Below are 14177 nucleotides of genomic sequence, written 5' to 3'. Positions count from 1 at the left end.
GGTCACTCGTCGGCGCTGATATCAGAGGGAATGCGGAGGATCCGGTCGTCGCTGCCGGCCGGATCGCCGCGCCCGTCCGTGTTGTTCGTCAGCATCCATACCTCGCCACTCGGAGTCGTGACCACATCACGCAGGCGACCGAACTCTCCGGTGTAGGCAACATCGGCCTTGGCGACATCTGCTAAGGGCACGGTCCGCAGCACCTCTCCTCGCAGATTGGCGATGAATATCGTGTCGTCCGTGACGGTGATTCCGCTCGGGCTGGCCTGGTCGGGACTCCACTGCTGCACCGGGTCGATGAAGTCATCCCCGTCGGCGCCATCCTCGGAGATCCCTTCGACCTCGGGCCAACCGTAGTTGCCGCCGGCCTCGATGATGTTGAGCTCATCCCAGGTGTCCTGGCCGAACTCGCTGGCATACATCGTGTCGTCCTCGCCCCAGGCCAATCCCTGCGGATTGCGATGCCCATAGGAGTAGACGAGGGAATCGTCGAACGGATTGTCCTCGGGTACGCTGCCATCAGGCTTCATCCGCAGGATCGAACCCGAGAGCGACTGACGATCCTGTGCGGCACTCTGGTCGCCGGCGTCGCCGACCGTGGCATAGAGCATCCCGTCCGGGCCGAAAGCCAGTCGGCCACCGTTGTGGAATCCAGCCTTGGCGATCCCGTCGACTATGGTTTCCGGCGAGCCGAGTTCGACCCCGGCAGAACCCTTCGTGAGTGGGAATCGCTGGATCCGATTATCAGATTCGGCAGTGAAGTATGCGTAGAGACTGTCGTCGCGGACGCTGAGACCCAGGAGGCCGCCCTCGCCCGAGGCGGAGACACCTGCAACCGTGGTGACCTCTCGGACCTGCCCTGGCTGCTCTTCGTTGAGTTCGAGGATGCGCCCGGAGTCTCGTTCACTCACCAGTGCAGTGTCTTCGTAGAAGGCCACCGACCAGGGGGCCTCCAGATTCTGCGCCACGACCTCCGGTTCACCACTGGGTTCGGTTTCGGCACCGGGGTTGGTTTCGGCACCGGACGCGTTGCTGTTCTGGGAAGCGGGATCGGACTGGCTTGCCGAGGGCGGATCGGCGGCATCGGTGCTGCAACCGCTGAGGGCCAGCGCCAGGGCGACCGCGACCGCAGCATGTCGGAGTGGGGTGTCGTGGTCTCGGAGTCGGGTGTCGTGGTCTCGAAGCGTCATCGGCGGCGCACCTTTCGGCCTCACCAGTTCGTCAGAGGCTGGCCTTCCATTGTCCCCCGGACAGACGGAAAATGTGGGTCGGCGGCATAAATATGAGCGAACGGGGCTCGCGGGGTGCGCAGATTCTTGCCGCTGGCCCTCGTTCTGGTCGTTCCCGGAAGGGTCGGGGTCATAGCCCTGATTGTGCGGGAAGAGAAAGTCGATTTCTGCGCCTTGGGTCGAACTTCTGTTCCCGCACAATCGCATTGCACGCCCGACTTGCACGTCTGACCAGGATCACCCGACTCCGAGCCGCCGGCCGTATACACACACGCCTGCCCCTAACCCGCTAACCCGCCAAACTCTCGTTCACCCGGATATGGGGACGTGGTGAGTCGTGAATATGAAGAAAGCCGCCCGGACATTCAGTCCCAGCGGCTTCACAAGTGTCGGGATGACAGGATTTGAACCTGCGACCCTCTGTTCCCAAAACAGATGCGCTACCAAGCTGCGCCACATCCCGCGACGAAGACAATCTAACCACATGCACGGCCTGAGATGCACATCGATTCGGTCCGTATTCCCGAATGGGATGCAGCTCACAACCGTCGGCGCTGACCTCACCGGAGGGTGTGACGCGGGTCATCTTCAGTCGATTTGGCGGCGGGTGCGAATGTCGACTATAGTCGTTTACGCAACACGGGGATGTAGCTCAATGGTAGAGCCTCAGTCTTCCAAACTGATGGTGCGGGTTCGATTCCCGTCATCCCCTCCGCTTACCGGTCGGACCAGATGGTCCGGCCGGTTTTTTGGTTCACGATCCCGCTTGCTCCGGGTTAGCGGCAAGAAGGCTCCTGGGATTACGGTTTCAATTATCGAGGGCCAACGACAATGCCGGCGCGGAGGTTCGATCCAGCGAGCCCGACAGCATCCAGTTGGATGGCTTCCACCACGACCAGCAATGATTGCGCTCCTCGCGAACTCTTGCGCGGCGGCGGCCCCTCTGTTTCGTGTTTTCTTGCGTCTTTCGCGTAATATGGGTGACTGCGTCTTGCGGACGTGCGCGATCTCATCGTGGACTTTCGCTCCCTCCAGGTCACCAGATGACCGAATATGCATGACTGTCGAAATTGAAAGGTCACACTGTGAAGAGCTCCGTCGAGCAACTCGACCCCACGCGGGTCAAGATCAGCGTGGATGTCCCATACGCCGAACTCAAGCCGAGCATCGACGAGGCATACAAGACCATCGGTGGCCAGGTCACCATCCCCGGCTTCCGCCAGGGCAAGGTCCCTGCGCGCATCATCGATCAGCGCGTCGGTCGACCTGCAGTGATCCAGGAGGCCATCAACAACGGTCTTGACGGGTTCTACCGCGAGTCTGTCGAAGAGCACGATCTCAAGCCGATGGGCCAGCCCGAGGTAGAGATCTCTGAGGTTCCCGGTCTCGACGGAACCGAAGACGGCGACCTGACCTTCACGGTCGACGTTGATGTGCGGCCCGAGATCACATTGCCCGCTTACGACACCATCAATGTCGAGGTTGACCCGATCGAGGTCACCGAGGAAGACGTGGATGCCGAACTCGAGCAGCTGCGTACCCGCTTCGGAACCCTGAGCTCGGTGGACCGTCCCGCGTCCAAGGACGACTTCGTCACCCTCGATCTCGTTGCCACCATCGACGGTGAAGAGATCGACACCGCGTCCGACATCTCCTACCAGGTCGGTGCCGGAACCATGCTCGATGGCATGGACGAGGCTCTCGACGGCCTGTCGGCTGACGAGACCACCACCTTCGAAACCACCTTCGCAGGTGGAGAGCACGCCGGTGAGACCGGCACAGTGTCGATCACCCTCAGCGCCGTCAAGGTTCGTGAACTGCCAGAAGCCGATGATGACTTCGCCCAGCTGGCCAGCGAATTCGACACCATTGATGAACTGCGTGCGGATCTGCGTGAGCAGGCTGCCAAGCAGAAGGAGACCGACCAGGGTGCGCAGGCACGCGACAAGGTCCTCGAATCCCTGATCGAGACTCTCGAAGTGCCGGTACCTGAAAAGGTCGTCACCGACGAGGTCGAGCGTCACCTCGAGTCGGAGAGCCGCCTGGACGACGATGAGCACCGCAAGGAGGTCACCGAGGAGACCGAGCGCAACCTGCGCACCCAGTTCATCCTCGACGCGATCGCCGAAGCCGAAGAGGTCGAGGTGACTCAGCCCGAGCTCATCGAATACCTCATCTCCGCTTCACAGCAGTACGGCATGAACCCGAACGAGTTCGCGGAGATGCTCGACAGCTCCGGACAGGTCAACGCACTGGTCGGAGAGGTCACGCGCCGCAAGGCGCTGGCCGCCGCCCTCGCCGGAGCCGTCGTCAAGGACACCGAAGGCAATGTCGTCGACATGGAGGAGTTCACCTCCCCACCTGAAGACGAAGCAGCCGAAGGATCTGACGAGTCGGCCGAGGGCGATGACGACTCTGAGGACGTCATCGAACCCGATGCAGTGACCGAAGGCGACAAAGCGAACTGACCTCGGTCCGCCTCGGCGGTGAGAAATCAGTGAGCGGTGGGCACGGAATATTCCGTGCCCACCGTTTTGCGTTGATTCTGCAGCCCGCACCTGGGTGCTCAGGGTTCAACGACCCCGTTCACTCCCTAGAGACGCGGGTGAATCGGATGAACGATCACGCTGATGGCGAACACAGGCGATCCGCCGGACTAAATTCGACCAATGAGCAGTTAGAGTCCATATCAAGCCAACCAAAGACCAACAGGAGTGAAACGTGAGCGCACACGAAATGACAGCGCCCGTCGGCCTCGACGCCGGTGGGGCAATGGGTCTCGACGACCATATTTTCAACCGTCTGCTCAAAGAGCGGATCATCTGGCTCGGTTCGGAAGTGCGTGACTCCAACGCCAACGCGATCTGTGCCCAGATGATGCTGCTGGCAGCAGAGGATCCAGACGCGGACATCTCGCTGTACATCAACTCCCCGGGCGGCTCGGTGACCGCGGGAATGGCGATCTACGACACCATGCAGTACATCAAGCCGGATGTCTCCACCGTCGCAATGGGAATGGCCGCATCGATGGGACAGTTCCTGCTGTCCTCCGGTGCACCCGGTAAGCGGTACGCCACCCCACACGCCCGCATTCTCATGCACCAGCCTCTGGGCGGCATCGGCGGCACAGCCACAGACATCAAGATCCAGGCCGAGCTCATCCTGCACATGAAGAAGCAGATGGCAGAGCTCACCGCCGAGCAGACCGGCAAGACCCTGGAACAGATCCTCAAAGACAACGACCGCGACCACTGGTTCACCTCCGAAGAAGCGCTCCAATACGGCTTCATCGACAAGATGGTGGCCCGTTCGTCCGACGTCACCGACAACTGAGTGGGAGTCAAGGAAGAATGAATTCAATGAACTTTATGCCTGGGTCCACTGCCGGCAACATGCCGCAGTCCCGCTATGTCATGCCCCAGTTCGAAGAGCGGACTCCCTACGGCTTCAAGCGCCAGGATCCCTACACGAAGCTCTTCGACGATCGCGTCATCTTCCTGGGTGTCCAGGTTGACGACACGAGTGCCGACGACGTGATGGCCCAGCTGCTGGTCCTCGAGTCGCAGGACCCGGACCGCGACATCACGCTCTACATCAACTCACCCGGTGGCTCGTTCACTGCCATGACGGCCATCTACGACACGATGCAGTACATCAAGCCGGAGATCCAGACGGTCTGCCTCGGCCAGGCCGCCTCGGCCGCCGCTGTTCTGCTCGCGGCCGGCACCCCAGGCAAGCGTTTGGCTCTGCCCAACGCCCGCGTCCTCATCCACCAGCCCGCAATGGAGGGCCAGGGCCAGGGACAGGCTTCGGACATCGAGATCCAGGCCGCGGAGGTCTTCCGGATGCGCCAGTGGTTGGAGACGACTCTGTCGGGGCACTCCAACAAGTCTCCGGAGCAGGTCTCCAACGACATCGAACGTGATCTCTTCCTCACCGCCGAACAGGCGAAGGACTACGGCCTTGTCGATCAGGTGCTGACTTCTCGCAAGACGGTCTGAGACACACGACCATCGTCGGGCCCGGACAGGTGAAGAACGCTGTCCGGGCCCGAAGCGGTCCAGGCTGCGAAGTTGCCACCGAGTGCGGCGCCGAGTAGTTTGGGCCTTCCCGAGAGCTTGGGTGTGATCGCGTTCTCCGACACACCGAATGACGTTTCTGGCCGGTCATGTCAGTCTCGTATGGGAAGCTATTGAGGTACAGGAAACACGAGCGGTAGAGTTGGGGCCAGGCGCCCTGGCGGAAGGTTGTGACAGTGGCTCGCAGTGCGGACGGAGCAGACCTGCTCAAATGTAACTTCTGTGGGAAATCACAGAAGCAGGTGCGGAAACTCATCGCCGGACCTGGGGTCTACATCTGCGATGAATGCATCGGTCTGTGCAACGAGATCATCGAAGAGGAACTCAGCGAAGGCACCGCCGAGCATGCCGAGATCGAACTGCCCAAGCCGCGCGAGATCTTCGACTTCCTGCAGGAATACGTCGTTGGTCAGGAGCCTGCGAAGAAGGCCCTGTCCGTTGCCGTGTACAACCACTACAAGCGCATCCGCTCCCTGCAGGGTGATGAGGACACGAAAACCCTGGGTTCGGAAGATGCCGAGGTCGAGATCGCAAAGTCCAATATCCTCCTCGTGGGACCCACCGGTTCTGGAAAGACCTATCTGGCGCAGTCACTGGCGAAGCGACTCGATGTCCCCTTCGCCGTCGCCGACGCCACAGCGCTGACCGAAGCAGGGTACGTCGGCGAAGACGTCGAGAACATTCTGCTCAAACTCATCCAAGCCGCGGACTTCGACATCCAGAAGGCCGAACACGGCATCATCTACATCGACGAGATCGACAAGATCGCACGGAAGTCGGAGAACCCCTCGATCACCCGAGACGTCTCCGGCGAAGGCGTGCAGCAGGCGCTGCTGAAGATCATCGAGGGAACCCAGGCCTCCGTCCCGCCGCAGGGCGGCCGCAAACATCCACACCAGGACTTCCTGCAGATCGATACCACGAATGTGCTCTTCATCGTCGCCGGTGCCTTTGCCGGTATGGAAGAGATCGTCGCTGGGCGCAAGGGCAAACACGGCATCGGGTTCGGAGCACTCCTGCAGTCGAAGAACGACGAAGAGGATCTCTACGCCGATATCCTCCCCGAAGATCTCCTGAAGTTCGGACTCATCCCGGAGTTCATCGGACGTGTTCCGGTTCTGGCCACAGTGTCCACGCTCGATCGTGCGGCACTGATCTCGATTCTCACCGAACCGAAGAACGCCTTGATCAAGCAGTACCAGCGCATGTTTGAGTTCGACAACGTCGAACTCAAGTTCGAGACCGATGCGCTCGAGGCGATCTCGGACCTCGCGTTGCTGCGGGGGACCGGGGCACGGGGACTGCGGTCCATCCTGGAAGAGGTCCTGCAGTCGGTCATGTTCGATGTTCCCTCCCGGGAGGACATCGCCGAGGTGGTCGTGACCAAGGATGTCGTGGAGAAGAATGTGGCCCCCACGCTGGTGCCGCGCGAACAGTCACGGACGTCGAAGAAGTCAGCCTGACATGCCTGAGTAGATGAGGCTGTTCGCGGATACCAGACCCTTAAGATACGCCGACTTTCGCCGGCTCTGGTCGGCGAACATCGTCACCGTCATCGGTGCCCAGATGACTGTCGTCGCCATTCCGGCGCAGATCTATCACATCACCGGGTCCTCCGGTTACGTTGGCCTCAGCGGCATCTTCGGACTGATTCCGCTCGTCGTGTTCGGTCTGTGGGGCGGCTCCCTGGCCGATGTCATCGACCGGCGCAAGCTGCTCATCATCTCCACGGTCGGTCTCATCGTCGCCAGTGCACTGCTGGCTGTCATCGCAGTCATGGAGCTGGGCAACGTGTGGCTGCTGCTCTCGGTGTTCTCACTCCAACAGGCCTTCTTCGGCCTCAACCAGCCGGCCAAAGGCGCCCTTCTTCCGACCATCGTTCCACTCGAGCTCCTCCCTGCCGCCAATTCCCTCAATATGACGGTGATGACATTGGGTGCGGTGGCGGGCCCGGTCATCGGCGGTGCGCTGATCCCGGTCTTCGGCTACCAGATGCTCTACATCCTCGACGCACTGTTCCTGGCCACCACCCTCTACGCTGTGCTGAGGCTGCCTGCACTGGTGCCTCGGAAACAGCCCGATACACGTTCCGGCTTCAAAGGGGTCATCGACGGCTTCCGTTACCTGGGAACGAACACCGTGGTCATGGTTTCCCTGCTCGTCGACGTCATCGCTATGGTCTTCGGGATGCCCAGGGCGCTGTTCCCGCAGATCGCGACCGAAACCTTCGGAGGGCCTCCTGCCGGCGGCATCGTCTTCTCGCTGCTGTTCGCATCTCTGGCGGCGGGCAGCGCTCTGGCAGGAATCTTCTCGGGCTGGGTCTCACGAGTCGAACGCCAGGGCCTGACCGTGATCATAGCGATCCTCGTCTGGGGTTCGGCCATGACACTGTTCGGGCTGTCCCTGGAGTTCGCCTCGGGGTTCTGGATGGCAGCGCTCATCGTGGCACTGCTGGGTCTGGCCATGGGCGGTGGTGCCGACATCATCTCCTCCGCCTTCCGGTCCACGATGCTGCAGGAAGCCGCCAGCGATGACATGCGCGGGCGCATGCAGGGCGTGTTCATCGTCGTTGTCGCGGGCGGGCCGCGCATCGCAGATGTGCTGCACGGAACCATCGCGGAGGTGTCGACCACAACCATCGCCACCGCTGGAGGAGGCCTCATCGTCATCGTGTTCGTCATCGCCTGTGCACTGATCTTCCCGACGTTCCGCCGGTACCGCGTGGATCGCGGGAGAGCGAACCGGTCACGGACACCCGTGACCTGACCCCCAGCACAGCGCGACGCGCCCGAGGTAACGACGAGCCCGAGACGATCCCGTATATCTTGGGGCGTCTCGGGCTCGAAATGCGCAGATGCTGAAATGCTCTGTCCCAGAGTGCCGCAGCCTGATCGAGCTAGGCTTGAGCGGAGTACACGGCGTTCTCAGCAGGCTGGACGACGACGAAGCCGGGACCGTGGAAGGCTAGCTGAACGGATTCCCCTGAGCCGCGCCCGAAGAAGGTCCCCACGCTGACATCGGTCTTGATCTGCGGTGCCAGAGCCGAAGACCAGCACACGGCCGCCTGCGGGTCGACGAAGGTCGGCTGCTGCGAGCAGTCAAGGACCATGGGGGAACCCTTGCAGCAGATGGCGGCAGTGCCCACACCGTTGAGCTCGAGGTTGAACAGTCCGGAGCCGCTGGCCATGGCACCGATTCCGCCCTTGATGCGCTTGATCTCCCAGTTGAGGGCATCGTCGAAAGCCAACAGGTTCGACGTGTTGACCGTCAGCGCATCCTGCTGTCCCTCCAACGACATCATGAAGATATTCGAGGCCTCGCGGGCGAAGAACACTTCGCCGTGGCCTTCTGCCTTCATGACGTTGCCGCCCTCACCCGTGGCGGCCTTCTTCATGAACTGTCCGACCGATTTCGAACCCTGGTGCGTGAAGTGGACGTCGCCCTGGTAGGCGACCATGGCGCCCTTCGTCGCGATCATGGGCGCATTGGGGGTGATCACGGTACGCAGCATCTTGTTCGACTGCAGAGTCCAGCGTTCCCGGTTCTGGATCTCCGCATTCCGCTGCGAAAACAGTTCACTTCTCATAGTTCAAGGGCCTTTCATCCATGAAGAAGTCCTGTACTCCTTCAGCTGTCGAATCCATCGTATGTTCCCGGGCCCCCAAAGGCCCGGAGATTTCTGTTCTGATCCTGGAACAGAGGCGATCCCGGGAACAAGACGTGAGCGGTCAGTCCTGAGCGATGAAGTCGATCTCGGCAACCGTGATCTCTTCGCCCTTGTCCTCCGTGACGAGATGCTGAACGCGTCCCGCAGCAGTCAAGTCGCCCCGGGAGCTCTCGATCGCAGCAACGACGGGCGCCGGAGCATGGATGGTGAGGCTGCGCACCTGCGTCTTCTGGGAGACCTTCGCCTCGGTCTTCACTCGTCGGATCTCGGTGAGCACAGAGGCGACAGAGGCCAACAGTTCGGGATTCACAGACGAATCAGGCTGTGTCAGCTGTTCGTCTCCCGGCCATGGCGATCTGTGCACAGATCCCGTCCGCCACCACGACCAGACCTCTTCGGTTACGAAAGGCATGATCGGGGCGAACAGGCGCAGCAGCACGTCGAGAGCAGTCGCGAGTGTGACATGGGCAGAAAGCTGGTCGTCCTCGCCCGTGGACCCGTACGAGCGGTCCTTGACGAGTTCGACATAGTCATCGGTGAACTCCCAGAAGAAGCTCTCCGCGGCACGCAGAGCGTGCGCATAGTCGTAGGCCGCCATATGCGCCGAGGCGGTCTCGACCACCTCGGCGAGCTTCGTCAGCAACGCCCGATCGAGATCATGGGTCACCGATCCGAGCTGGCCGACAAGACCGGAATGCACACCTTGAGCAAGCGCGAATTTCGAAGCGTTGAGCAGCTTCATGGCCAAACGGCGACCGATCTGCATCTGCGTCACGTCATAGGCCGTGTCGGCGCCGAGCTTGGCGCTGGCAGCCCAATAGCGCACCGCGTCGGGACCGAATCCCGGCTTCGCTTCGCCGAGGATGTCCGAGGGGACGACGACATTGCCCTTCGACTTCGACATCTTCTTGCGATCCGGGTCGAGGATCCACCCGGAAAGGCCGGCATGCTTCCAGGGCGCAACATCATTGAGCGAGTTCGCCCGGACGACCGTTGAGAACAGCCAGGTGCGGATGATGTCGTGGCCCTGAGGGCGCAGATCGAAGGGAAAGACCTTCGCGAAGAAGTCTTCGTCGCGGCTCCAACCGCCGAGAAGCTGCGGTGTCAGCGATGAGGTCGCCCAGGTGTCGAGGACATCCGGATCGGCCGAAAAACCACCGGGCACGTCACGTTGGTCGGCGGTGAAGCCCGCAGGCACCTCGGCGATGGGGTCGATCGGAAGGGACTCGGGAATGATCGGATCCGAGTAATCGGGCTCTCCGGCCGAATCCAAGCGATACCACAGTGGAATCGGCACACCGAAGTAGCGCTGACGCGAGACCAACCAGTCGCCGTTGAGATTCTCCACCCAGTTCTCGTAGCGCGAGCGCATGAACGCCGGATGCCACTCGATCTCGCGTCCGCGCGCGATGAGTGCGTCGCGGAGTTCGGCCGAACGACCGCCGTTGCGGATGTACCACTGACGCGATGTGACGACTTCGAGGGGCTTGTCGCCCTTCTCATAGAACGGCACAGGGTGGGTGATGGCTTCGACGTCGCCGATGAGATCACCGGACTCGACGAGCATCTCGGCGATCTCCTTGCGAGCGGTGAACGTCGTCTTCCCCGCCAGCTTCTCGTAGTTGGCGACGGCATCTGCCTTCGGAGACGCCGCGATCCATTCCGGGACCTCGAGATTGAGTCGACCGCCGCGGTTGATGACCGCGCGCGTCGGCAGGTCGAGTTCACGCCACCAGGTGACGTCGGTGAGGTCGCCGAAGGTGCACACCATGGCAATGCCGGTGCCCTTGTCCGACTTCGCGAGCTCGTGGGCGCGAACGTCGACACTGACTCCGAACAGAGGTGAGACGACGGTGGTTCCGAAGTGAGAGGTGTAGCGCTCGTCCTCGGGATGAGCCACGAGTGCCACAACGGCGGGGATGAGCTCCGGGCGGGAGGTGAGGATCACGAGCGGTTCCGCCGAGGTGTCGGCGAGGCCGTCGGTACCTTCAGGGTAGAAGTTCACCTTGTGGTAGGCGCCGTCCTTCTCACGATCTTCGAGCTCGGCCTGCGCGACGGCGGTGCCGAAGGTGACGTCCCACATCGTCGGAGCATCCTGAGAGTAGGCATGACCGTTCGCCAGGTCGGTGAGGAAGGCCTTCTGGCTGACGGAACGGGAGGTGTCATCGATGGTGCGGTAGGTGTAGTTCCAATCCACTGACAGGCCGGTGGAGCGGAAGAGATCTTCGAAGACGTGCTCGTCCTCGGCCGACAGCGTCTCGCAGAGTTCGATGAAGTTCTGGCGTGAGATCTTGACGAAGTCACGTGAGTTCTTCGCTGGCTTCGCCGGCGGTTCGAAATTCGGATCGTAGCTCTGGGTGGGGTCGCAGGTGACCCCGTAGTAGTTCTGGACCCGCCGTTCCGTCGGCAGCCCGTTGTCATCCCAACCCAGGGGGTAGAACACGTTCTTGCCCTGCATGCGCTGATACCGGGCGATGATGTCGGTCTGCGTGTAGGAGAAGACGTGCCCGACGTGCAGCGACCCCGAGGCCGTGGGTGGGGGAGTGTCGATCGAATAGACCTGCTCGCGATTCGTATCGACGTCGAAGGCATAGACCCCGTTGTCGCTCCACGCGGCGTCCCATTTGTCCCGAAGTCCCTCAAGAGCCGGCTTGTCCGGCAGGTTCACTGACTCGTGCGTCGAGTCCGAAAAGGCAGGTGTGTTCATAATTGTTGATTTTCTCACCCGGGAGGCCTGGGGCCAAACCGATCACAGGTCGTGAGCGAACTTCGGTGCTGAGGGAGATGACACTCGCTGAACGGAGTGTGAGTCGCATCAGTGTTCGACAATGAGAATATTGAAGCATGGCGCCCTTGGACAGAATCGGATCAGAGAACCTGCCGCCCACGTCGACCGCGTGGATGAACCCGGCCCGTGCGATCGCGATCGTGGCAGTCGTCGCGATCCATTCGCTGGGAACTGTCGTCGAAGAGAACTACGCGTCCATGGGACCCGACTGGTGGGTGGCCAATGGTTTCGATTCTGCCGCGCGTTGGTCGGTGCCGGTATTCATCATGATCGCGGGAGCGCTGGCATTGGATCCGGCACGTGGCAGTCAGCCCCGCAGGTTCCTCAGCAAGCGTGTGTGGAGAATCGGGATTCCCCTCGTGTTCTGGACGGCCGTCTACGTCGTCTTCAGACGCTTCTATCTGCTCCCGGCCGACGATGGCTGGAACCCGGGACTCGCAATCCTGACTGGTTCGCCTTTCGTGCAGCTCTACTTCCTCTATGTGCTCGCCGGGCTGACGCTGCTGACACCGTTCTTCCGACTGCTCAGCGTCCACGGATCGCGTCGACTGCAATGGGGAACAGGACTCATCTTCTTAGGAATCGGCATGCTCGACCAATTGGCGAGCATCGTCTTCGACGTGGGTGAGGCCAACATCGCCACACGTTTTCTGCCGATGGCCGGCTTCTACATCCTCGGATGGGTGCTGCGGGACGTGGTGCTGTCGTCTCGTGGGGTGATGCTGTCATGGCTGGCATTTGCCGGCTCGATCGCGATCACTATTGTGTGGGCCGGATTCGGCTCGGGCGAGAAGCCGTGGATCTTCCCCTACGAGTACCTCTCTCCGGGTGTGGTCGTTGCCTCAGTGTCTGCCTACCTCCTGCTCCACCACCACATGAATACCGGCTTCCGGCTCCTGCACTGGTTCTACCCGTACTCCTTCGGGGTCTTCCTGCTCCACCCGCTCGTGCTCTACCCCATCCGCAACGCCATGGGTCTGCCGTCGACTGTCCCCGGCGTTCTCGTCCATGCGATCGCGATGCCGATCGTCTACACGATCATCTGCGTCGTCGTGACCTGGCTGGCGGTCAAGATCCCCGGCGTGCGCGCCGTCTTCGGCGAAGGGGGACCGCGCAATCCCCATTCGAAGCCGATGCCGAGGCCGCCGCGGACGATGAAGAGGGCCCAAACACCGGCGTCAGCACGGAAGCCGGAGCCGAACGAAACGCGCCAACCGGACCAGAGTCCCGACCCGGGCGCCACCGGCGGTTAGAGGGTGAAGGCCTCTACCCGCCTCGTGCGGACAACCGTAGACTGAGAACTCACCCCACCGATCGTGCCCACGATCGGGTACGGCACCCCAGGATCAGACGTGGCGCCGGGAACTACCCAGATGTATGGAGGAGTACAGCGATGGAGACACTCAGAGCAGTTGTGACAGGTGCGAGTTCGGGAATCGGCGCGGCGACCGTGCGCCGGCTGCGAGAGCAGGGTTGGGACGTCGTCGCCGTGGCGCGGCGGGAAGAGAAGCTGCGTGCACTGGCCGAGGAGACCGGCGCCAGCTATCTCGTCGCTGACCTCACCGACGACGCCGCAGTCGCCAGCCTCGCCGCCGAAGTGCTGGCTGGGGGACCAGTGCATTCTCTGGTCGCCAATGCCGGAGCCGCCTTCGGCACCGATACCGTCGCCGAGGCCTCAGTCGACGGATGGCGTGACATGTTCGACGTTAACGTCCTCGGAGTCCTTCGAGTCGTCAAAGCATTCCTTCCCGCGCTGATGGAATCAGGGCGCGGAGACATCGTCGTCATGTCTTCGACCGCCGGACACCAAGCCTACGAAGGAGGAGGCGGATACGTCGCGGCCAAGCACGGCACACACTCGATCGCAGCGACGCTGCGACTCGAGCTCGCCGGTGAACCCGTGCGCGTCATCGAGATCGCCCCCGGTATGGTCGCCACCGATGAATTCACCCTGAAACGGGTCGGTGGCAGTCAGGACAAGGCCGACAAGGTCTACGAAGGCGTGGAGAACCCGCTCACCGCCGACGACGTCGCCGATGCCGTCGTCTACTCACTGACCCGACCGCACCACTTCAACGTCGACCTGATGGTGATCAGGCCGATTGCCCAGGCCGCGCAGCACAAAGTCGCCCGCAACAAGGGGCTCTGAACTCGGGAGTCCGGTGACTGCGGATGGGCGAGTGGTCGACACCCCGGGGCAAGGTATACGATTGAGGGTGCAGTGATCCGGCCATCACCGGGGAGCATCCGGAAGAACAGTGCAATCATCCCTCGCCGACGACCTCGGCCAGCGAGAGGGCACCCAGTAGAACCGGGCGGTTGGACCCGTCATCACTCCGGCTATGAGCGATCCGCTGATCGTCCGTCGCACCCGACGGTCTTTCGGTGCGGATAAGCGAGGTGGTACCGCGGCA

Annotated in this window: 10 protein-coding genes and 2 tRNA genes; 8 read left to right on the top strand and 4 right to left on the bottom strand. The window is 61.9% G+C overall.

Annotation, left to right across the window (positions count from 1 at the left end; genetic code table 11):
- Window positions 1-2: 2 nt before the first annotated feature.
- The gene (locus BLT92_RS00155) at window positions 3-1190 is read right to left on the bottom strand and encodes a PQQ-dependent sugar dehydrogenase (protein ID WP_092101627.1); all 1188 of its coding nucleotides are present in this window, start codon (window positions 1188-1190) and stop codon (window positions 3-5) included.
- Window positions 1191-1618: 428 nt separating this feature from the next.
- Window positions 1619-1692: transfer RNA gene (locus tag BLT92_RS00150), tRNA-Pro, on the bottom strand.
- Between the two features lie 178 nt (window positions 1693-1870).
- On the opposite strand from BLT92_RS00150, the gene BLT92_RS00145 reads away from it, so the two are divergent.
- The 6 genes from BLT92_RS00145 to BLT92_RS00120 all read left to right on the top strand — a co-directional run bounded on the left by BLT92_RS00145 (window position 1871) and on the right by BLT92_RS00120 (window position 8074).
- Window positions 1871-1941: transfer RNA gene (locus BLT92_RS00145), tRNA-Gly, on the top strand.
- Between the two features lie 373 nt (window positions 1942-2314).
- On the top strand, window positions 2315-3697 hold the full coding sequence (gene tig / locus BLT92_RS00140) for a trigger factor (RefSeq protein WP_092101621.1): 1383 nt from the start codon (window positions 2315-2317) through the stop codon (window positions 3695-3697).
- A 268-nt stretch (window positions 3698-3965) separates the two neighbouring features.
- Window positions 3966-4562 (top strand): ATP-dependent Clp protease proteolytic subunit, encoded by a 597-nt coding sequence (locus tag BLT92_RS00135; protein WP_092101618.1) that lies wholly within the window; start codon window positions 3966-3968, stop codon window positions 4560-4562.
- Window positions 4563-4588: 26 nt separating this feature from the next.
- Complete coding sequence (locus tag BLT92_RS00130; RefSeq protein ID WP_092101615.1) at window positions 4589-5230, top strand: ATP-dependent Clp protease proteolytic subunit; 642 nt, start codon at window positions 4589-4591, stop codon at window positions 5228-5230.
- A gap of 254 nt (window positions 5231-5484) precedes the next feature.
- Complete coding sequence (clpX, locus tag BLT92_RS00125; RefSeq protein ID WP_092108590.1) at window positions 5485-6771, top strand: ATP-dependent Clp protease ATP-binding subunit ClpX; 1287 nt, start codon at window positions 5485-5487, stop codon at window positions 6769-6771.
- Window positions 6772-6784: 13 nt separating this feature from the next.
- Window positions 6785-8074 (top strand): MFS transporter, encoded by a 1290-nt coding sequence (locus BLT92_RS00120; RefSeq protein WP_092101612.1) that lies wholly within the window; start codon window positions 6785-6787, stop codon window positions 8072-8074.
- A 130-nt stretch (window positions 8075-8204) separates the two neighbouring features.
- Here the strand turns inward: BLT92_RS00120 and BLT92_RS00115 are convergent, their stop codons facing one another.
- Entirely contained in the window at window positions 8205-8894 is a 690-nt protein-coding gene (locus BLT92_RS00115; protein ID WP_092101609.1) for an AIM24 family protein, read from the bottom strand.
- Window positions 8895-9036: 142 nt separating this feature from the next.
- On the bottom strand, window positions 9037-11682 hold the full coding sequence (gene valS, locus BLT92_RS00110; RefSeq protein ID WP_092101607.1) for a valine--tRNA ligase: 2646 nt from the start codon (window positions 11680-11682) through the stop codon (window positions 9037-9039).
- 137 nt (window positions 11683-11819) lie between these two features.
- Here valS and BLT92_RS00105 point away from each other — a divergent pair, with 137 nt between their 5' ends.
- The gene (locus tag BLT92_RS00105) at window positions 11820-13016 is read left to right on the top strand and encodes an acyltransferase (protein ID WP_231938944.1); all 1197 of its coding nucleotides are present in this window, start codon (window positions 11820-11822) and stop codon (window positions 13014-13016) included.
- A 140-nt stretch (window positions 13017-13156) separates the two neighbouring features.
- Entirely contained in the window at window positions 13157-13912 is a 756-nt protein-coding gene (locus tag BLT92_RS00100) for an SDR family oxidoreductase (protein WP_092101604.1), read from the top strand.
- The last annotated feature ends 265 nt before the right edge of the window (window positions 13913-14177 follow it).

Source organism: Brevibacterium picturae, assembly GCF_900105045.1.
In the GTDB taxonomy this organism is placed as follows: domain Bacteria; phylum Actinomycetota; class Actinomycetes; order Actinomycetales; family Brevibacteriaceae; genus Brevibacterium; species Brevibacterium picturae.
This window is presented reverse-complemented; position numbering and strand designations above follow the sequence as displayed.